Source organism: uncultured Henriciella sp. (assembly GCF_964005855.1).
Classification (GTDB): Bacteria; Pseudomonadota; Alphaproteobacteria; order Caulobacterales; family Hyphomonadaceae; genus Henriciella.
Map to the genome: position 1 here is coordinate 1 of NZ_CAXFSW010000026.1, position 18,125 is coordinate 18,125.

The following is an 18,125-nucleotide window of genomic DNA, read 5'->3' on the forward strand; positions in this document are numbered from 1 at the left end:
GATCGCCCTGGCCGGATCTGATCGTCGCGGCCCTTCTGTCAGGCCTTTTCCTGCGTTCCTCATGGGCAATCACGCTGCAGGCCATCGGCGAGTTGAAGCAGCAGAAATCCGGCGCCGCATGTTCGACGGCAAAAGCCTCATGAAGCTGCGCATTCCGCCCTTGCTCCAGTTCCTGTTCTGCGCCGGTCTTGGCTGGATGGCATCCCGTCTTTCACCAGGTCTGGATTATGATCCAGGGCTTGCCGGCCACGCCATCGCGGCAGGTCTGGCCCTGGCTGGCGCAGCGATTCTTGCCGCCGCAGTTGCCGCCTTCCTGATAGCTCGCACGACGGTCAATCCGGTCAGGCCGACCGATGCCGGGCATCTGGTCACCACCGGACTCTATAGCGTCTCGCGAAACCCGATGTATCTTGGCTTTGCCCTAGTCCTCAGCGGCCTCGCCATCTGGATTGGAAATGCCGCAGCCTTGTTCGCTCCGGTCGTATTTATCGCCGCAATGACGGCTCTGCAGATCAAACCTGAGGAAAAGGCGCTGAATGAGAAGTTCGGCGACGCTTATGTCGTATATTGCCAGCGGACACGGCGATGGCTGTAGCCTTTCGGATCGATGGCAATTCGTAGCGGCGGATCTTTGAGGGATGCTCAGCTTTTATATTCGTCTTTTTATCACGCTGAAAGCACCGGTCATGATCGGCCATCATCAGACCTGTCAGCATTATACTGATGCACGACCGACGACGCCTATGACAAAGTTTCGGCCGCTTATACCCGGGGACGGTATGAGCCTCCCTGACGCCGGTCATTAGGCTATCATCTGTCTCAATCACAGCAAATTCAGATTCCGGTCGCGCCCTGCCTGGGGATACTTGCGTCTGTGACGACTCAACTTGGCATGCGCGATCTAAGCTCAAGGGTGGTGATTGTGTAACATTCACGCAAAAAATTGTGAAACAATGCGAGAGCCGAAATATGCAATATTCTGTTTTTAAATCACTTTTTTATTCAAAAGGAGCCCTTCACCCGCTCCATCCCACTTTCAAGCCCCTTGCAGGTTTCGCGCAAGCGAACGCCAGTCCGCTCGGGCCTCCATCCTGTCTATTCACAGGGGGCATATTCCGGCACGTCGCTCAGAAACACCAAAGGCTTATCGCCGTATGCGCGTCTGACATCCTCTTTGTAACGGTCCTGGCTGACCAGGCTCTGTGTGTGTGGGCCACAGTCCCGAAAGACCTCTGGGTCTACAACAAGAAGAGCGTCCGGACTTACAGTGTCTATATTCCTAACGTCGGAGTACCCAGGACCAATATCGTGCTGAGTGACGAACCACTGATGCAGTCTGACAGTCGCGTTCAACCTGGAGAGGTTTGAATCGACCGCCTCATCAAAAGCTGGATCAGAGGGCTGCATTCCAGAAGACTTGAGCATCTCCTCAACTTCCGCACGCACAGTGGGTTGGGGCGCCCCGTGGACCATGATGGTCGAGATACGGTCGATATAAACCCGGTCTGCTGCGGGAACCAGATAGTTCGCACAGGAAGACGCGCAGGACCCCAAAACGTGTAGATTCATTTCGGCGCCTTGTAGAATACTCGCTGCCCAGATTGCGAACTCAACCTCACCGCCCGTAGACGAAATTGTGAGCAGATGTGTTTCCGGCGCCCGATGAAGCAGGCAGTCCACCAGCTGAATGTTGGTCGCGCCGATATACTGCAACCGCCCATCGTGTTGAATACACTTGGATTGCATTTGATCACGTAGAGCAATCAGCTCGCGGTTCGCGGCCCTCACATCTTCGGCTGAGGCCGCCGAAGGCACATAATCATCAGAAGCGGCGCTGGCGGGCATCACCAAAATACTCATGCCGAGAGCAGCAAATGCACCGATCAAAACCTTGAAGATACTCATTTCAGCCTCCGCACCGACAGTGTGCGCGGCAACGTTACCGGCACGACCCCCACATTCTCCCGCGTCTTACCGAATATCAACCTTAACGGGCAATCAATCTCGAGCTTCGTGGAATGGAAACTGAGAAGTGGGTGAGGCGCAACGCCGTGTCTTCCTAAGGCGTTCGTGGTTAAAGTCCCAGCTGCCGGTGCCCAGGTACAGATATGCCGGAAGCTCAAAAGAAGGATTGGTCCATGAAAAGAATTCTGATCACCGGCGCTGCCGGACGTCTAGGCCGGGTGCTTCGAAAGGGGCTGGCACAGCCCGACCGCATCCTTCGTTTGCTGGATGTCGCTGACTTGGGCGACGCTGCTCCCAACGAGGAATTGCGCATCATGGACGCAACGAGGATAGAAGCTCTCCATCGTGAGATGGATGGAGTTGACGTTGTGCTCCACCTTGCCGCCTATCCTGAAGAAGCCGGATGGGAGCGCCATTTTCCGCTCAATTACGAACTCACCTATGCCGCGCTGGAAGCGGCCCGGCGCGCAGGCGTAAAGCGGTTCGTCTTCGCAAGCTCTGTGCAGGCGGTCGGCTTCCATCCCCTGAACGAGACCATTGACCACAAGGCTCGTCCGCGTCCCAGTGGTTTCTACGGCACTTCGAAGGTTGCAGGTGAGGCCTTGGCCAGCGTTTACGCGGACAAGCATGGCTTGTCAGTCGCATGTGTACGGGTCGCATCATTCGAGGAGCGTCCAACGGATGTACGCATGCTATCGACCTGGCTCAGCCATGAGGATGGGATTCACCTGTTCGACCGGTGCATAGAGGCGCCAAGGCACCATTATTTCGTTGTCTACGGTATATCTGCCAACACCCAGTCTCGCATGGACAATTCTCATGCCGAGTGGCTGGGATATTCACCGAAAGACAACGCCGAAACGTACCGCGATGAAGTGCTTCGCCATGGCGATAAGATTGGAGAAGTGGCCGCACGCACTCAGGGGGGTGGCGCATGTGAGATCAGGTTCGACGGCCATATTGAGCAAGCTCTGCGAGCCAGCTGAGCCCGATCTGGTGGTTGCATTGTCTGTCAGGATATCGCGACTGTCCTGCCGGTGCGGTGCGCCGGGTAGCGGACCCAAAGCAGCAGGTGTGAGAGGCGGAAGCGGAAATGTTGGGCATCGTTTCTGTGGAGTTAACGGGACTTTGCTATGGGGGCCTTATGCGGCACTCTCCGCGCTTGCGCTTTGTTCGGGACGATATGACCATCAAGACCGAGTATCTGGATATTGCATCGCTTGACGCGTCCGACCACGATGCGTGGCGGGGTCTGCAGGCAAGCGACCCGGCGCTGGCGAGCCCCTATTTCTCGATGACCTATGCGAGGGCCGCCAATACCGCGCGCCCGGGCGTGAAGATCTTGAAGGTAACAGAGTCCGGCGCGCCGATTGCCTACTGGCCGCTGCGGCCAGGGCCGCTTGGCACGGCCCGGCCCGTAGGCGGCCCGATGGACGATCTGCACGGCATTGTGGCCGCGCCTGATACACGCCTGGACCTCACACGCATCGCCGCTGCCAAAGGCATTGGCGGATATACATTTTCAGCGACGCCGTTCACCCAGGTCCGCCACGGGCTGAAAGGGCAGACGGGCAATGGCAATCAGGTCATGGATCTGTCTGCCGGCTATGCAGCCTGGCTGGCGGAACGTCAGGACGACTCTTCGAACTTCCGGCGCGAACACCGCAAGGTGGAAAAGCTGCTCACTGACCCTTCCGTCAGGATCGCTCATGATGTGGTGGACCACGAGGCATTCGACCGGATGATCGCCCTCAAGCGAAAAGCCTATCGGGAAAGTGGTCATTTCGACCTTTTCTCGCTCGGCTGGCCGCGAAAGCTTCTGGAGACGCTGCAATCAGCCGGGGCAGAAGATGCGCGCGGTGTTCTGTCCACGCTGAGGGTGGATGGGGCGCTCGCCGCCGTGGTCTATTGCATGCGCTCCGCAAGCGTCCTGCACTACTGGTTCCCGGCCTATGAAGATGAGTATTCGAAGCTCAAACCCGGTCTCGCCCTTTTGTTCAGCCTCGCCGAGTGGGCGGCCGGAGAGGGCATTCGCGAGCTCCACCTGGGCCTAGGCGAGACGCGCTACAAACGGCAGATGTCGACCTGGATGATGCCGGTACGCTCCGGCGCGGTGGCCTTTGGCCTGCCGCAGAAGCTCGCCACGCAAGCCTATGAGGCCGCGACCCGGCTGGAGCCAAAAGGTCGTTTTCTAGAGCTGCCCGCAAAAATTGCCCGCAAGTATGACCGGATGGTCCTTGCGGGCAACTGGAAGGCGTAAGACCTTCAGGGCACTGGGATGTGTACCCCTATAGGCCTGTTATTGTCTTTTGAGCTTGCCGGTCACTTTCGACAGTGGCGCAAGCGGCTTCTCCACGCGGCGGTGCGCGATATGCTCGGGACGTTCCGCATTGGCGCCGTAAGGCTCCTTCAGGCGGTTGGACCAGGCATTGAACACGAAGAAGGCGTTCATCCGCTCGAACGGAGTAATGTTGCCGTTCGAGGCGTGCAGCGTGTTGCAGTCGAAGATAACGACTGACCCTGCCTTCGGCGCCGGGGCGACAATACCGCCCTCATCGACAAGCTGGGCAATGGAATCGGCATCCGGAATGCCCGTTTCCTGCTTTTTCAGCGACGCCTTGTAATTGTCGTCCGGCGTTTCACCGACACAGGAAATGAAGGTCTTGTGGCTGCCCGGGACGAACATCACAGGCCCGGCCTGCGGATGGTTATCCGTCAGCATCACTGACATGGACAGGGCGCGCATGTTCGGCATGCCGTCCTCTGCGTGCCAGGTCTCGAAATCGGAGTGCCAGTAGAATTCCTTGCCCTTGAAGGCGGGCTTATAGTTCAGGCGCGACTGGTGGATGTAGACATCATCGCCCAGAATATGGCGCGCGAGCTCTGCCAGGCGCGGGTCGCGGGCCACGACATCGAAGTCGCTGGTCTGGCGGTGGATGGCGAAGACCGACCGGACAGCACCGCTATCGCGCTCGGAGATCACCGTCTCGTCAGCAAGGCTGTCTGGATAGTCGCGCATCTCATTGGCGGTGCCTTTCATGCGGGCGACTTCCGCCTCGCTGAAGACGTCTTCCAGCACAACGAAACCGTTCTTTTCGAACTCCTGGATCACAGAAGATGAGACCGGCGGTTCTTTATCCCTTGCCGCATGGATGACGGGATCGCGGCGTCCGATCTGTTCAGGCCTTGTGTTCAGGCGGGTCGTGTATCTGTCCTCTTGCAGCTGTTGCATCTCTAATTCTCGTTTCCTCTTCGAATTTGCCGGCCTTCCTTGTGCCGGTCAGTACGCTTCAGAGAACGGCTGGGGCTTGGCCCTGTGTCCGTTCATGACGGCCCACCTACGCAAACCCGCACGCATAGGTTGCAAGAAAAAACACAAAACTTTTAAGAACTTAACCTCAATTAAGATCAAAAGCTCCAGGCCCTCAACGGAATACGTGCCTAATCAAGGACTTCCGGAAACCGGGGGTCTTTCCCTGTGCGCAGTAGACGCTAAGTTCTCCTGGAAACGAGCCGCCCGGCCCACGTCTTTTTTTGCGTTGCCCACCTTATGAGCCCCGATCTTCTTACCGCTTTTGCCGACAGGTTCGGTGTTTTCGTCTTCGCCATTTCCGGCGGAGTGCTCGCGGTGAGAAAGCAGATGGACCTGCTGGGCGTGATCGTTCTGGCTTTCTTTCCAGCCATTGGCGGCGGCACGCTGCGTGACCTTCTGCTCGGCCAGCCGGTCTTCTGGCTGTCGGACACGCTGACCCTCATTCTCGCCATAGCAGGCGGACTTACCGCCTTTGTTTTCTATCGCTTCGTCAGCCAGTTCCGCGCCCTGCGCTGGCCGGATGCGGTGGGCATGTCCCTGTTTGCCGTAACCGGCGCGGCCAAGGCCATGTCGCTCGGCCATGGTTTTCTTGTCGTGCTGATCATGGGGGCCATCACCGCCAGTGCGGGCGGCCTGCTGCGCGATGTCATCGCCAATGAAGAGCCGCTGGTCCTCAAGGAAGGCGAGCTTTACGCCACCTGTGCACTGGCCGGGTCCGGCGTCTATTTCGGGGCTGTCTCACTTGGCGCGCCCGAAACGATGTCTTTCGCCGCGGGCATGGCGACGGCATTCATCTCCCGCGCCATGGGCATCATCTTCGGCATCAAGCTGCCGCGCGCCAGAGATTGACCCTGCGAGGCCCTGCCTCAGCCGTCCTCCGCGTGCTAAGGCTCAGCGAACAAGAAAAGCCAAAGGGAGGATAAGAATGGCAGAGGGCGCAGACGATCAGAGACTGGACCCGCGCATTCGCGCAATGCTTTCAAACATGCCGCAGCCAGCGCCGAACCCGGCGACGACCCGCGAGGAGATGGTCGCACGCGCCAATTCGCCCGAAGCCAATGAGCGCGCCGCTATGGTGCAAAAGCTCTTCTCCCAGATCGACACCGAGCCGCTGGCGCCGACAAAGGGCCTCGATATTTCGACCCATGAATTCACCTCACAGCCCGATGGCAACACGGTGAAGATCCAGCTCATCAAGCCGGAAGGCTCAAGCTCCCTGCCTTGCGTCTACTACATCCATGGCGGCGGCATGCAGGATTTCTCCTGCTTTGACGCCATGTACCGGACCTGGGGCCGCCTGCTCGCGCATCAGGGCATGGCGATCGCCATGGTCGATTTCCGTAACAGTCTGCGCGCCTCGTCCGCACCAGAGATCGAACCGTTTCCGGCAGGCCTTAATGACTGTGTGTCGGGCGTCAGATGGGTGAGCGAGAATGCCGGGAAGCTCGGCATCGACAAGGACAAGATCATCGTCGCGGGTGAAAGCGGCGGCGGCAATCTCACGCTTGCCACGGGCCTCAAGCTCAACCGCGATGGCGATATCGGCCTCGTCAGAGGCCTTTATGCGCTTTGCCCCTATATCGCTGGCAAGTGGCCCGATGAGCGCCTGCCCTCCAGCACCGAGAACAATGGCATCCTCCTCCATCTTGAAGGCATGGGCGCGGCAATCGCCTACGGCATCGAGGCCTATGAGGCGAAGGATCCGCTCGCCTGGCCGCTCTTTGCCAGCGAAAAAGATGTCAAAGGCCTGCCGCCCGTCATGATCAGCGTGAATGAGTGCGACCCGCTGCGCGATGAAGGCATCGAATTCTATCGCCTGTTGCTGCGCGCCGGACAGCCAGCCCAATGCCGCAATGTCATGGGCACCAGCCACGGCACTGAAATCGCCGCGCATATGTGCCCCGACATCAGCCGCCAGACAGCGGCCAGCATCAGGCAGTTCCTGAAAGAGGTGTCAAACTGACCGCACCCATGTTCACGGTTATCTACCGCTGGAAGCTAAAGACCGGCCAGGAAGAAGCCTTTCGCGGCCGCTGGGCTGAGGCGACGCGGATGATCAGGTCACGGTGCGGCAGCTACGGCTCCTCCCTGTTCTACGAAGCGGACAATATCTGGTGCGCGATTGCCTGCTGGCCGTCGAGCGAGGCGCGAGACGATTGCACCCGCGAGGACCCTGTCCCCGAAAAGGTCTGGGAGAAGATGCGGGCCTGCGTCGAAGAGCGCCTGCCCGCACGCGAGCTAACGCTCGACACCTATTTGTGGTCAGGAGAGATCAGAGAAAATCCCGAAGCGTCTCGATAAAGAGATCAAACTGGTCATGGTGCAGCCAGTGGCCCGCTTCGGGGAACATCTTCACATCGGCATGTTTGAAATGCTTGATCCGGCCATCCTCGGCCGGGTTCGAGGCCCAGCTTTTCTCACCATAGAGAAGCAGTGTCGGGCAGCTGATATTCGACCAGAGCTCGGCAACCTGTTCATGCGTGATATCGACTGACTCCCAGACGCGGAGGTAATTGTCGAACTTCCACGAATAGGTGCCATCTTCGTTGCGGGCGATGCCATTGATGGTGAGATGGCGTGCCTGCTCTGCCGTCAGGAAGCTGTTCTCTTCCTTCATGCGGGCATAGGCCTGCTCCAGCGTGTCGTAGCGCTTTGGCTGGCGGCCGGCGAGGCCGCGCTTGTCATCGATCATCTTGCGGAAATGTTCCTGCCACGGCGTCTTGCGCCGTTCCGCCAGCCGGTCCGGGCTTGGCCCGAGGCCTTCGATCGCGACGATCTTGCGGACATTCTCCGGATAGAGGCCCGTATAGCGAAGACAGATATTGCCGCCGAGGGAATGGGACACGATCGTCACAGGCGCAAGCTTCAGCTGATGGATCAGCTGGGCGAGGTCGTAGATATAGGCCTGCATGTTGTAATTGCCTTCCGGCGACCAGGCGCTGTCGCCATGACCGCGAAGGTCCGGGGCAATCACGTGCCAGTCCTTGCGCAGGACCTCAGCCGTCCAGTCCCAGCTGCGGCAATGGTCACGCCCGCCATGCACCAGAAGCAGTGGCGGCGCATCCTCATTACCCCAGTCTGCATAGTGCAGTTTCAGGCGCTGTGAGAAATAGGTGTGCGAAGTCGGTCCAAGAAGTGTCATCAGGCCCGTTTTGAACGCATCGCTTCATAGAAGGCAATGGCTGCCGCATTGGAAACGTTGAGACTTTCCATTCCCGGCACCATCGGAATACGTGCCAGCGTCGCGCAAGCCTTGGCCACGGCAGGTCGCAGGCCTGAACCCTCAGCGCCCATCACGAATGCGATTTTCGCCGCGCCGGAGACAGCCTCGCCCAGCTCCTCCAGGCCTTCGCCCGCCAGACCCACCGAGTGATAGCCCGCCGCCCCCAGCGTATCGAGCGCGCGGGCGATATTGACGACGCGGATCTCCTGCACCGTCTCGACAGCGCCTGCGGCAGACTTTGCGACCACGCCGGTCAGCGGCGGTGTGTGCCGGGTCTGCAGGACCAGCCCGCCGACACCGAAGGCGGCCGCCGACCGGAAGATCGCGCCCAGATTATGCGGATCGGAAATCTGGTCGAGCACGCAGAGACGGGCCGGTGCGTCCGGCGCGGCGGTCACATCCTCAAGATTGGCCGGCTCCAGCGGCTGGACCTTTATCGCGATGCCCTGATGGACCGCACCCGGCGGCAGTAATTTGCCGAGCGCCTTCTGGTCCAGGATTTCAAAGCCCGTCAGCCCCGTGCGCTGGGCGGCATTCTCTGTCGCGACCCAGCGCTGGATGATCCGGTTTTCATTGGAAATTGCCGCCTCGACCGCATGCTGGCCCCACAGCCAGAGCGGGGCGTTGGGGTCAGCTGCAGGCCCTGCTGCAAATCGGCGTTTCTCACGGTTGCGTGGAATAGGCTTCATCCCTATAAAGCGCGCTTCGGTGCGCCGGTACGTGGTCTCCCACGCATTTGGCGCGATGGTCCGGCGAGGTCAATTGCGGCCCGCAGGACAGATCCCGTGGAGGGGTGGCCGAGTGGTTAAAGGCAGCAGACTGTAAATCTGCCCGCATAGCGTACACAGGTTCGAATCCTGTCCCCTCCACCACTTTCTGCCGCTTGAGCGCCAGTTCAAAAAAATCAGTCCGGGGCCTGATTTAAGGCAAACAAATGCGGCGGCCGCCGCTTTGTGCTTTGCCGGAGACATCTGGCGTCTAAACCTCCCAACAGTCCCGCAGACCATCGGGCTTGAATTGACGCGCAAGCGTTCAATCCCCTTCTCACTGCCATCCTAGCCCCCTCTTCCCTTGCAAGAGACGCCCAGCCGAAGTATCTCCAGCCGCTCTGGCACGCGGATATAGCACAATGGTAGTGCAGCAGCCTTCCAAGCTGAGGATGCGGGTTCGATTCCCGCTATCCGCTCCAGACCTCCCACCGGCAGTTTAGTCGGGCGGCGCGAGCCTCAGCCGCTTTCGCATCCGCAAATAAAAATCGCGGCGCACCCCGCCGGGATACGCCGCGATCCTGTGTTGAAGCGACCGGACGGCCCTAGGCGGAGATCGCCTCCGGCAGGGCTTTGCAGAAGCGCTCCACATCCTCGATCTTGCCCATGGAGACACGCGACCAGTCGACATAGTCCATATACTGGCCACGGATCATGATCTGCTTCTGGGCGAGCTTGGCCTGAAGGTCATTGGCCGGGATACCCGATTTGAAGAAGACGAAGTTCGTCTGGGACGGCAGGTATTCCAGACCCAGCGCGCCGCAGGTCGTCTTCACCATGTCGCGCGCCTCGACGATTTTCGACTTCGAGTAGTCGAGGAATTTGGTGTCATTATAGCAGCCGATTGCAGCTGCCAGGCCCACACCGGAAATCCATGACATCGCCGTCGAGCGAATGACTTCGGCCGTTTCAGGCGACGAAATCGTGTAGCCGACACGAATACCGGCCATGCCGTAGATCTTGGAGAAGGTGCGCGAGATGATGACGTTGTGTCCGGCCTTCATCAGGTCGATACAGCTATTGGTCTCCGGGTCGTCGGCGAGCTCCATATAGGCTTCGTCCACCAGCACCGTCGTCTTGGCCGCCATACGCTTGACCGCGGCTTTCATGGCCGCCGTATCGGCCACGAGACCCGTGGGGTTGTTCGGGTTGCACAGCTGAACGAGGCCGGTGGACTCACTGACCTTTGCCTCAATGCCGGCAAGGTCGACCTTCATCTCGGGGGTAAGCGGTACGCGGTCGATCTCAGCCATGCCAAGCCGGCTGGCATAGAGGGCGGTGGTGTCCCAGAAGAGGCGCGGGGCCACAATCGGCCCTTTCGGCCCATAGATCATCGCAATTGCCGACAGCGCTTCGCCAGACCCTGTGGTGATCGCAATCTGCTCCGGCTCGACGCCGTGGCGCTCTGCGATCAGCTTGGCAAGCTCCAGATAGGCGTCGCCAGCATAATAGGCGCCCTTCCTGCCGCCATAATTGACCATCTTGAGCGCCGTGTCAGCGGGGCCATAGGGGTTTTCATTCCGCGAAAGGAGCGCCACGCCGGGCGCCGGCCCGAGCAGGGCTTCGTCGGCCATGGCCGCTTCCGGCGGAAAGGCTGCAAGCTCATTGCTCGCGGCCGCGCCCGTCGCGCAGCCTGCCACGCCCGCGACAGAGGCGCCCAGCGCACCTGTGAGCATGAATCGTCTGGAAATATCGAAAGCCATAATTTTACCCCTTCAACTGGAGACCCCTGTCCCCATAGCTACGGATTTTGGTGTGGTGATCACTCATTTCGGCAAACTATCGTAAAGGACGATTGCGGACGTCACGATGAGATAGATACCGAATACGCGCTTCAGTGCTGCGGCGTTGAGACTGTGCGCGGCGTGCGCCCCGAGAGGCGCGGTAATGTAGGTCATGGCAGCAATCGCAGCCACGGCGATAAGATTTATATAACCCACAGAGCCAAAGGGAAGCCCTGGCTCCCCAAGGCCGAGAATTGCGAAGCCGATGCTGCCCGGTAAGGCAATGATGACCCCAAATCCGGCAGCGGTGCCGACAGCCTGGTGAATGGAGCGGCCACACCAGGTCATGACGAGGACAGCAATCGTCCCACCGCCAATACCGAGAAGCGCGGAAAACCCGCCGAGGAAAGTGGCGATCGCGGCAAGCGCAATGCCGGTTGGCATCGGCAGGTGCCCCGGCGTCTTGCGCTTGAGAACCGGAAACAGGAAGTGCAGGCCCATCAGGAAGACACCGGCCGAGAAAATCCACTTCATCGAGCGGCCATCCATGAAACGGGCGAGGATGACGCCAATGACGACGCCCACCAGCAACCAGGGCAGCCAGTCGCGTATGATCTGGAAATCGACGGCGCCCTTTCGGTTGTGAGCCTGAAGCGAGCGTAATGAGGTAAAGACGATCGTGGCGAGGGACGTCCCGATGGCCAGATGGGTCAGGACATCGTCGTCGATGTCGAAAACGTGGAAGACCAGCAGGAGCGCCGGTACGATAACAAAACCGCCGCCGATGCCGAACAGGCCGGCGACAAAGCCAGCTAAAAGTCCGGCCGCGAGAAGCACGGCGACGAGTTGAGCGATTTGGATGAGATTGGCTTCATTGCCCGACATCAGCAGGGAAACTCCATTTTATTGAATGTTAGAGAGGCGAAAGAGGGGAAGGGAGTGGTCAGACCACTCCCTTCCTGCTGTGTGCGGAGGAGGTGTCGCATACAGAATGCTAGAATTCGGCCACGACCTTGGCGTAGTAGAAACCGCCCTGCCAGCTGACCTCGCTATCGGACCGGTAGATCCGGCCGCAGCAGCTATCGCCGATCGCCGGGTCTGCCTTGTCCGGATACTCATCGAACAGGTTGCGGGCCCCGAGGCTCAGGCGGATCCTTTCAGTGACACTGTAGGTGCCCTCCAGATCGAACATGAATACCGGATCGAATTCCTGGATCAGGCCGCTGGCGCCGCCGCTATCTGAGTTCTCGTAGGAGCCGTAATAATTGAGCCGTCCGAGAAGGGAGAAGTCGCCGAAGCTGTGGCGGGCACTGAAAACGCCCCGCCATTCCGGTGAGCCATTCTCAAAGTCGAACCGGTCCTCGGCATTGAAGAGTCCCGTCACATCGCCATCGAACTCGGTCTGGTTATAGTTGACCGAAGCGGTGAAGTCGGTGGACTGCCCATTCGCCCAGGCTTGTGTATAGGTCCCGACGATATCGACACCCTGTGTGGTCGTGTCGAAGGCGTTGGTGAAGTAGAACACACCCCCGATCGACTCCGCGCCGGAGACGCCGGCATCCACAAGAGCCAGATAATTTTCATAGGCCTGGCCCGATGTCGGATCGGTCGAGACGTCCTGCGTTGAAATCGCATTGACGCGATCTTCGAGATCGATCTGGTAGAAGTCCACCGTGAGCCCAACGCCCTGGAAGCTGGTGGTGACACCAACTGTGTAGTTGGTGGACTGTTCAGGCTCCAGAGGTTCGGCGCCGAGGGCCTGGGCCACAGGGCCGCCAGCCGGGAAAAGACCCGTGGCGACCGGGAAGCCATTCGGCAGGCGGGTCGAAACGTTGGTCGTGCCCTGCTGACCAGGTGTTGGCGCCCGGAAGCCCGTCCCCACAGAGCCGCGCAGTGCAAAGGCAGGTGTGAATTCGTAGCGGCCGGCCACTTTCCAGACCAGTTCGGAGTCGAAATCCGAATAATCCTCGAAACGCAGCGCGCCCTGCAGGAAGAGTGCCTCGGTCACATCGGCGCTGACATCGACATAGCCGCCATAGGAGTCGCGGCTGTACTCGCCCGAAAACTCCGGCGAATAGCCCGGAAAGCCGTTCGATCCGACACCGACAACCGTGTAGACAGGGTCAGAGGGGTCGGAGCAGTCGAGCGACGAGCCGTTCGCGATGGCGCTCGCGCCAGCTGCTGTCGGCGTGCCGGCCGGCGTACAGAGATCGAACGGATCCTGCGCAGCAAATGGCCCGGCAGCGTAGGAGGCGGCGCCGCCCTCGGTGATCTCATAGGATTCATCGAGATAGCTGAAGCCTGCCGCCACCACAAGCGGCGACGAAAGGCCCATTTCAAATGTCTGGCTGAAGTCCGCCTGGAACTGGGTCTCTTCATTGATGAGGCTACCCGGGTTGAAGGTCGTCGGCGAATTCGGGCCGAGCGACGGGTTCACCGTATTCTTCAGCGTGTATTCGATCTCATTGTGACCGAACCGGCCCGAGACATCCCACGAAAAGCCGGAGCTCGTTTCGCCGCGCAGACCGCCGACGAGGGAGTAGTCGGTCACCTCACCGGAGAATAGCGGGGTGAAGCCGCCCGGGAAGAACAGAAGCGGTGACCAGAGGGAGCCATCCTCAAGACGGAGGTCCTCAATCGTGCCATTGCCTGGATAGCGGTAGAAGAAATTGCCGTCGGCTTCAGACTTGGAATAGTTGCCGAAGCTGTAGAGTTCGACTTCGCCAAGATCATAGCCCGCATTGTAGAAGGTGCGGAAAGCTTCACTGGTTGGCTGCCCCCAGGGCTGCACAACATCCCCGTCGCCGATATTGGCGTCCGGCAGACCGGCAAGATAAGAGTCCAGCGAGAAACCGGCAAGCGACTGATCGCCGCCCGGGAATCTTGGATCGCTGGGATCTGTACATGCCCACGATTCACAGTACGGGGCTGCGCGAACGGTCGCTTCGGTGTCTGAATACTCTGCCGAAATGCTAAGGAAGCCGTCCTTGCCGAGCGGCAGGCCGATATTGCCGGCCACCACATATTCGGTGCCATCGCCCTCATAATACTGGCCGGTCTGCGCGGTCAGGCTGACGCCTTCACTGTTATCCTTGAGGATAAAGTTGATGACGCCTGCAATGGCGTCGGAGCCGTATTGCGCCGCCGCACCGTCGCGCAGGACCTCAACAGTCTTCAGCGCGGTGGACGGAATCGTCGCAACGTCCGGCCCCTGCGTCCCCGATCCGCCGATGGAGACCAGCGCAGCACGATGGCGGCGCTTGGAGTTGACCAGGACCAGCGTCTTGTCGGTCGGAAGTCCGCGCAGCGATGCCGGACGGATGAATGTCGCGCCGTCAGAGATCGGCTGACGCGAAAGCGAGTAGGATGGCACGAGTGTTTTCAGAACGTCGTTCGTATCGACGAATGAAACGTTTGCGATCTCGGCTTCGTCAAAGACATCGATCGGAACCGGACTGTCAGCGACAGACCTGCCCTGCCCCCGTGCGCCGGTGACCACAACAGTTTCCTGCACCGAATCCTCTTCCCCGACGAGATCCGGATCGGTCTCTTGTGCGTAGCCGACACCTGTCAGGCTCGCGGCGACAACACTGCCCAGTAGCAGTGCCTTCAGCTGATTTTTCATTGGCTTTACCCTCATCTTGTATGACCCCCAAAGCCGCTCGTGCCGCGAATATTGCGGCAGCACAGAGCCATTAGCGGGCAAGGTCTCGCCCACACTAAACTTTGATTTTGCTAGATATTTTACCCTTCCGCGCGCAGCGGCAGAGCTCTATTCGGTCCAGCCCTGAACCTGAAGACCGCTCGCCTTTGAGCCGGTCTGAGCCCCCAGTCGAGGCGGAAACTGAGACGGGGTAAATGAAACCTGACGCGTCACTCACCAAATTTTTGCCGGCGCCCTATTTTGGTGCAGCGCAACACAAATACGACAAGATTTTCATCAGGGACGCGGTCAACCGCCAGCTTGCCGGGGCTCGCCGGCCACACCGGACAGGGCGATAATCGTCTCGGCAACTTCCGCCAGCTTCAGCCCCCGCGCCATCGCTGCCCGGCGCATGGAATCATAAGCCTCCGCCTCCGACAGCGATTGCTGCTTCATCAATATCCCCTTTGCGCGCTCAATGGATTTGCGCGCTGAAAGCTCATTGCGGGAATTGATGAGTTCCGACTGCAGGGCGCTCATCAGCCTGTGGCGCTCCATGGCGGTCTCGATGATCGGCATGATCCGGTCGGCTGAAAGACCTTTTACAATGAAGCTGCTCGCCCCGCGGCGGACGAATTGCCCGGCCGTATCGGGCGGCGCGCTTTCTGCAAAGACAACAACTGGCAGCTGTGTGGCGGCGACCACCTCCCCGCACGTGGAAAGAAGAAGGTCGTCAGCCTCAGCCGAGACAAGAAGCACAAGGCTGGCACCCGTCTTCTGTACCGCCTCGATAATTGCCGGGGACCTCACCTCCTGCAGAAAGGAGACGTCCGCCTCCTGCGCCAGGGCAGAGGCAATGGTCATCGCCTGGGCGGAATTCGCCCCGGCAACGGCAACAACAAGCCCCTGAGAAGGCGCGTCGGGCATGGTCCCGCTTGGCACTCGGTGAAGTCTCCCGCTGTGGACGTTACAAAGCCATGTAATCCCAGCGCTCTAGGCGCACCAACCATCCGAGAATGCAGGAGTTTGAAGTGATGGCACTCTGTCTGCTTATTGGCCGCCACTGATCACTTACCGTCCAGCAAACGGGCGGGATATGGCGCATTTGCGTAGGGGAATGCCTGTCCGGCTTGCCTGTCCACGCTGAAACGCACCCGCGAGATGCGCGCCGAGGGCAAGTTCTGATCCTCGCGCCCATACCAAATCATGGATCGCCTTGCCTTGGGGGCGGAGACCGCGATTATCTCCCACGCGCCGGCAGCCCTTCAGGGCTGTCGGCGCTCACGCCGCGCGGTTTCAGGAGAAGCTGTGATGTTTTTCGTCAGCGCTTCCTGGTGCGGCCAAGTTTCTCGCTCGCGCCCTCGATGAGGAGCTCGACACTGAAGGTGAGCTGCTCTGAACTATAGGTATCGACCCCCAGCGAGGCGATCCTTTCCAGATTGGGAAAGGTGCAGTCGGCCTGCGCACTCAGAACTGACTGCAGAAGATGACGCCGCGTCTGGGCAACCTCCTTGTGGGCCTGGGCCAGATCGCGCGCATGTCCGAGGCAGAGAGTCGACAGCGCGGTCATAAGACGGATGGCGTCCTCGTCGGTGAAGCCCGCAGCGCTCAAGTGCGCGAACATGCTTTCAACGGGCTCCAGCGGCAAATCGTTCATCAGATCGCCGAACCAGAGATAATCGAGCAGTTCAGCCAGGCCCGAAGCGCTCTCAGCCAGATCGCGCCCGTAAATCCTGCATGCGTCTTTCCAGTCTGACGCGTCGTTCACGCGGGTCTGCAGAAGACGTTGGGAGAACGTATGACGGGCGAGAAGCTCAAAGAGCGACTGGCGATCCTTGACGTGATAATGCAGCGCCTTGCGGTCCACCTTCAGGACATCGGCGAGCGACTGCATTGATAGTGCCTCCAGAGGAAGCGTTTTTGCCGCCGCGATAATCTGCTGGACGTCCAGACCGGCCCTTTTGCCCGGACGCCGTTTTCGACGTTTGCTTTCTTGCTTCTCTTTCACCGCCGCTGCCATGCCTTTTGCGTTTCCCCGGCCTTGATGCCCCCTATTGGCGGGAATGTTCAACATCGCAAGGCAGCTGCGATCCCCCGTAGAAGAACCGTGTTGACAAGGTCGCGGCAGGAAGAATACCTTTATTCCCGACCGGGAATAGAGGTAGGAAATATCACGATGAGCTATCAGTCGACAACTATAGACTCCAATGTTCTGGTGACCCGTGAGCGCCTGCGCGGCACAGCAAGGCGCTGGCGGCGCCACGGCGCCCCAACGGTCGCCACGAAATCAGACGATCCCGCCGCCCGCGGCGTCTTTGGCCCGGGCTCGCTGGCCTGGGACATACTTCTTCATCCCGCCGTTATTGTCTTTCAGTCTCCGGCACAGTTCATCCTGCAGCTGACCTACAAGCCGGTCGTGGCCGGCGTCCGGGACTGGGATCCGGTTTCCAAGAAGGCGCATCGCGGTGAACTCACCCTGTTCGATGTCTTTGACCGGGGCCAGCGAAACTCCGGCATCCACGCGCCGATGTGGCTGGGCGACGGTGACACGGCCAAGCGTGTTTCTCAGCACCTCATACGTGTCCACGAGAAAGTCGCGGGAGACCTGATCGATGTCGGCGAGCCGGAACTCGGCGGCTATGATGCGAACTCTCCCAGGGATTCCATGTGGGCGGCGCTGACCGAGATGCACTCGATGCTCTGGATTTATGAGCGTCTTGGTTTCAAAGGCCTCAAGCGTACAGGCCGGCTCGCCCCGGAATTGCGCGACCGCTACATCGCGGAAGTCAGTGAATATTGCAGGCTCTTCCCGCATGACGAAAACGAGCTGCCCCAATCAATGGCCGACCTGCAGAAGCTCTATCAGAAATACGACAAGCTGTTCGGCGTCACCAAGACACTGGCGATCATCCCGGAAACCGGCGAGAACTTCCACGAGGTCTGGCAGGACTCGATCAAGAAGAACTATCACCCGTCGCAGCGGAAGGTGAAGCTCCAGTTCTTTTTCCAGGAGGGCCTGTTCAAACTGTTCGCGATGGGCGCAGTCTCCGGCAAGACGCGCAAGAATAGTGGTCTCACGCCCGGCAAGGAGAAGGTGGTCGTCGCCGCGAGAGTGGCACTTCTCCCCCTCGTCTGGTTGCTGCAAATCCCGCCCATCGAGCGCTATTTCCTTCGGATGATGTGGGGGCCCGACGCAGTCGAGCTGGTGGCAGAGGCGCGAAAGCGCCACAAGGCAGCCAAGCAAGGCTGAGCTTCGCCCGTTCAGCGCAGCATTCGACACGTGAGATCCGGGCCGTGTCCGCGCGCGGGCCCGGCTGTTTGCCGCCTGCTCCAGCGAACATGCTTCTCTGGTATTGCGGAAGGAATTTGGATCGGCCGCGGGAACTCGGCCGATCAATACCACGCTGGGGCGTTTCGACGATCCCGCCAAAGCCTGTGTGCAAATGGATATCGCGTCCAGTTATCCGGTTTTCAGGAAGATGGCGCACCT

Annotated in this window: 16 protein-coding genes and 2 tRNA genes; 9 read left to right on the forward strand and 9 right to left on the reverse strand. The window is 59.7% G+C overall.

The window, feature by feature from the left end; genetic code table 11:
- Positions 1 to 118 precede the first annotated feature (118 nt).
- On the forward strand, positions 119 to 595 hold the full coding sequence (locus ABNU55_RS14860) for an isoprenylcysteine carboxylmethyltransferase family protein (RefSeq protein WP_290749903.1): 477 nt from the start codon (positions 119 to 121) through the stop codon (positions 593 to 595).
- Positions 596 to 1,095: 500 nt separating this feature from the next.
- On the opposite strand, the gene ABNU55_RS14865 is transcribed toward ABNU55_RS14860, so the two are convergent.
- The gene (locus ABNU55_RS14865; RefSeq protein WP_290749900.1) at positions 1,096 to 1,905 is read right to left on the reverse strand and encodes a hypothetical protein; all 810 of its coding nucleotides are present in this window, start codon (positions 1,903 to 1,905) and stop codon (positions 1,096 to 1,098) included.
- Positions 1,906 to 2,138: 233 nt separating this feature from the next.
- Here ABNU55_RS14865 and ABNU55_RS14870 point away from each other — a divergent pair, with 233 nt between their 5' ends.
- Together ABNU55_RS14870 and ABNU55_RS14875 are read left to right on the forward strand one after the other, a co-directional pair.
- Positions 2,139 to 2,951, forward strand: coding sequence for an NAD(P)-dependent oxidoreductase (locus ABNU55_RS14870; protein ID WP_290749898.1), 813 nt, complete (start codon positions 2,139 to 2,141; stop codon positions 2,949 to 2,951).
- A gap of 197 nt (positions 2,952 to 3,148) precedes the next feature.
- On the forward strand, positions 3,149 to 4,225 hold the full coding sequence (locus tag ABNU55_RS14875; RefSeq protein ID WP_290749895.1) for a GNAT family N-acetyltransferase: 1,077 nt from the start codon (positions 3,149 to 3,151) through the stop codon (positions 4,223 to 4,225).
- 39 nt (positions 4,226 to 4,264) lie between these two features.
- Here ABNU55_RS14875 and thpD read toward each other — a convergent pair whose 3' ends face one another.
- A complete protein-coding gene (gene thpD / locus ABNU55_RS14880) occupies positions 4,265 to 5,197 on the reverse strand; it encodes an ectoine hydroxylase (protein WP_290749892.1) in 933 nt (310 codons plus the stop codon).
- 318 nt (positions 5,198 to 5,515) lie between these two features.
- Between thpD and ABNU55_RS14885 the strand changes: the two genes are divergently transcribed.
- From ABNU55_RS14885 to ABNU55_RS14895, 3 genes are all read left to right on the forward strand, one after another.
- Entirely contained in the window at positions 5,516 to 6,127 is a 612-nt protein-coding gene (locus ABNU55_RS14885) for a trimeric intracellular cation channel family protein (protein WP_290749889.1), read from the forward strand.
- 76 nt (positions 6,128 to 6,203) lie between these two features.
- Positions 6,204 to 7,241, forward strand: coding sequence for an alpha/beta hydrolase (locus tag ABNU55_RS14890; RefSeq protein ID WP_290749887.1), 1,038 nt, complete (start codon positions 6,204 to 6,206; stop codon positions 7,239 to 7,241).
- A gap of 8 nt (positions 7,242 to 7,249) precedes the next feature.
- Positions 7,250 to 7,579, forward strand: a complete 330-nt coding sequence (locus ABNU55_RS14895; RefSeq protein ID WP_290749885.1) for a hypothetical protein — start codon at positions 7,250 to 7,252, stop codon at positions 7,577 to 7,579.
- Here the strand turns inward: ABNU55_RS14895 and ABNU55_RS14900 are convergent.
- A complete protein-coding gene (locus tag ABNU55_RS14900) occupies positions 7,551 to 8,420 on the reverse strand; it encodes an alpha/beta hydrolase (RefSeq protein WP_290749882.1) in 870 nt (289 codons plus the stop codon). The two genes, ABNU55_RS14895 and ABNU55_RS14900, sit on opposite strands and share 29 nt — an antisense overlap.
- Positions 8,420 to 9,190 carry an RNA methyltransferase gene (locus tag ABNU55_RS14905; RefSeq protein WP_290749880.1) on the reverse strand — a complete coding sequence of 257 codons (771 nt, stop codon included), beginning with the start codon at positions 9,188 to 9,190 and terminating at the stop codon, positions 8,420 to 8,422. Before ABNU55_RS14905 ends, ABNU55_RS14900 begins: the two co-directional genes overlap by 1 nt.
- A 98-nt stretch (positions 9,191 to 9,288) precedes the next feature.
- On the opposite strand from ABNU55_RS14905, the gene ABNU55_RS14910 reads away from it, so the two are divergent.
- Together ABNU55_RS14910 and ABNU55_RS14915 are read left to right on the forward strand one after the other, a co-directional pair.
- A tRNA-Tyr gene (locus ABNU55_RS14910) sits at positions 9,289 to 9,373 on the forward strand.
- Positions 9,374 to 9,616: 243 nt separating this feature from the next.
- Positions 9,617 to 9,690: transfer RNA gene (locus ABNU55_RS14915), tRNA-Gly, on the forward strand.
- Positions 9,691 to 9,813: 123 nt separating this feature from the next.
- On the opposite strand, the gene ABNU55_RS14920 is transcribed toward ABNU55_RS14915, so the two are convergent.
- From ABNU55_RS14920 to ABNU55_RS14940, 5 genes are all read right to left on the reverse strand, one after another.
- A complete protein-coding gene (locus ABNU55_RS14920; protein WP_290749878.1) occupies positions 9,814 to 10,971 on the reverse strand; it encodes a histidinol-phosphate transaminase in 1,158 nt (385 codons plus the stop codon).
- 63 nt (positions 10,972 to 11,034) lie between these two features.
- The gene (locus ABNU55_RS14925) at positions 11,035 to 11,877 is read right to left on the reverse strand and encodes a sulfite exporter TauE/SafE family protein (RefSeq protein WP_290749876.1); all 843 of its coding nucleotides are present in this window, start codon (positions 11,875 to 11,877) and stop codon (positions 11,035 to 11,037) included.
- A 109-nt stretch (positions 11,878 to 11,986) separates the two neighbouring features.
- Entirely contained in the window at positions 11,987 to 14,617 is a 2,631-nt protein-coding gene (locus ABNU55_RS14930; protein WP_290749873.1) for a TonB-dependent receptor, read from the reverse strand.
- A 327-nt stretch (positions 14,618 to 14,944) separates the two neighbouring features.
- Positions 14,945 to 15,562 carry an ANTAR domain-containing protein gene (locus ABNU55_RS14935; RefSeq protein WP_290749870.1) on the reverse strand — a complete coding sequence of 206 codons (618 nt, stop codon included), beginning with the start codon at positions 15,560 to 15,562 and terminating at the stop codon, positions 14,945 to 14,947.
- A 394-nt stretch (positions 15,563 to 15,956) separates the two neighbouring features.
- Positions 15,957 to 16,529, reverse strand: coding sequence for a TetR/AcrR family transcriptional regulator C-terminal domain-containing protein (locus ABNU55_RS14940; RefSeq protein ID WP_290749866.1), 573 nt, complete (start codon positions 16,527 to 16,529; stop codon positions 15,957 to 15,959).
- A gap of 282 nt (positions 16,530 to 16,811) precedes the next feature.
- On the opposite strand from ABNU55_RS14940, the gene ABNU55_RS14945 reads away from it, so the two are divergent.
- On the forward strand, positions 16,812 to 17,885 hold the full coding sequence (locus ABNU55_RS14945; protein ID WP_290749864.1) for an oxygenase MpaB family protein: 1,074 nt from the start codon (positions 16,812 to 16,814) through the stop codon (positions 17,883 to 17,885).
- The last annotated feature ends 240 nt before the right edge of the window (positions 17,886 to 18,125 follow it).

What these genes read in the sequence shown, in the direction of transcription:
- ABNU55_RS14860 (WP_290749903.1), top strand. Translation starts at nt 119, where the DNA reads ATGTTCGACGGCAAAAGCCTCATGAAGCTGCGCATTCCGCCCTTGCTC.
- ABNU55_RS14865 (WP_290749900.1), bottom strand. Translation starts at nt 1,905, where the DNA reads ATGAGTATCTTCAAGGTTTTGATCGGTGCATTTGCTGCTCTCGGCATG.
- ABNU55_RS14870 (WP_290749898.1), top strand. Translation starts at nt 2,139, where the DNA reads ATGAAAAGAATTCTGATCACCGGCGCTGCCGGACGTCTAGGCCGGGTG.
- ABNU55_RS14875 (WP_290749895.1), top strand. Translation starts at nt 3,149, where the DNA reads ATGACCATCAAGACCGAGTATCTGGATATTGCATCGCTTGACGCGTCC.
- thpD (WP_290749892.1), bottom strand. Translation starts at nt 5,197, where the DNA reads ATGCAACAGCTGCAAGAGGACAGATACACGACCCGCCTGAACACAAGG.
- ABNU55_RS14885 (WP_290749889.1), top strand. Translation starts at nt 5,516, where the DNA reads ATGAGCCCCGATCTTCTTACCGCTTTTGCCGACAGGTTCGGTGTTTTC.
- ABNU55_RS14890 (WP_290749887.1), top strand. Translation starts at nt 6,204, where the DNA reads ATGGCAGAGGGCGCAGACGATCAGAGACTGGACCCGCGCATTCGCGCA.
- ABNU55_RS14895 (WP_290749885.1), top strand. Translation starts at nt 7,250, where the DNA reads ATGTTCACGGTTATCTACCGCTGGAAGCTAAAGACCGGCCAGGAAGAA.
- ABNU55_RS14900 (WP_290749882.1), bottom strand. Translation starts at nt 8,420, where the DNA reads ATGACACTTCTTGGACCGACTTCGCACACCTATTTCTCACAGCGCCTG.
- ABNU55_RS14905 (WP_290749880.1), bottom strand. Translation starts at nt 9,190, where the DNA reads ATGAAGCCTATTCCACGCAACCGTGAGAAACGCCGATTTGCAGCAGGG.
- ABNU55_RS14920 (WP_290749878.1), bottom strand. Translation starts at nt 10,971, where the DNA reads ATGGCTTTCGATATTTCCAGACGATTCATGCTCACAGGTGCGCTGGGC.
- ABNU55_RS14925 (WP_290749876.1), bottom strand. Translation starts at nt 11,877, where the DNA reads ATGTCGGGCAATGAAGCCAATCTCATCCAAATCGCTCAACTCGTCGCC.
- ABNU55_RS14930 (WP_290749873.1), bottom strand. Translation starts at nt 14,617, where the DNA reads ATGAAAAATCAGCTGAAGGCACTGCTACTGGGCAGTGTTGTCGCCGCG.
- ABNU55_RS14935 (WP_290749870.1), bottom strand. Translation starts at nt 15,562, where the DNA reads ATGCCCGACGCGCCTTCTCAGGGGCTTGTTGTTGCCGTTGCCGGGGCG.
- ABNU55_RS14940 (WP_290749866.1), bottom strand. Translation starts at nt 16,529, where the DNA reads ATGCAGTCGCTCGCCGATGTCCTGAAGGTGGACCGCAAGGCGCTGCAT.
- ABNU55_RS14945 (WP_290749864.1), top strand. Translation starts at nt 16,812, where the DNA reads ATGAGCTATCAGTCGACAACTATAGACTCCAATGTTCTGGTGACCCGT.